Source organism: Pseudoalteromonas sp. SIMBA_162 (assembly GCF_046535955.1).
GTDB lineage: Bacteria > Pseudomonadota > Gammaproteobacteria > Enterobacterales > Alteromonadaceae > Pseudoalteromonas > Pseudoalteromonas marina.
On the sequence record NZ_JAWJBQ010000510.1, the window covers coordinates 1 to 267 of the forward strand.

General features: G+C 57.3%; 1 pseudogene. It reads right to left on the reverse strand.

Annotation, left to right across the window (positions count from 1 at the left end):
* Window positions 1–267, reverse strand: a pseudogene (locus R0J88_RS20725) (phosphomethylpyrimidine synthase ThiC); the annotation flags it as partial.

Genomic DNA, 267 nt, shown 5'->3' on the forward strand with positions numbered 1-267 from the left:
GTTGGGTGACGCGGCGTCCTGTTTTGGCGCGTTTTGGCGTTAATAAGCCGCTAAAACGTAGCTCGTCGAGGCCATCATCTGCCAGCCGCGCTTTAGTGTAATCGGAACTGCGCACGGTAAGTTCTTCGGTATCGCCGCGCGCATCGATCCATGGCTGGCGTAGTTTTGCCAGCCCTTGCTGCACGTTAATGGCAATCTGCGGATCGCCATACGGGCCGGAGGTGTCGTAGGCCGGAATCGCTTCGTTTTCTTCGTACTGCGGCTGTT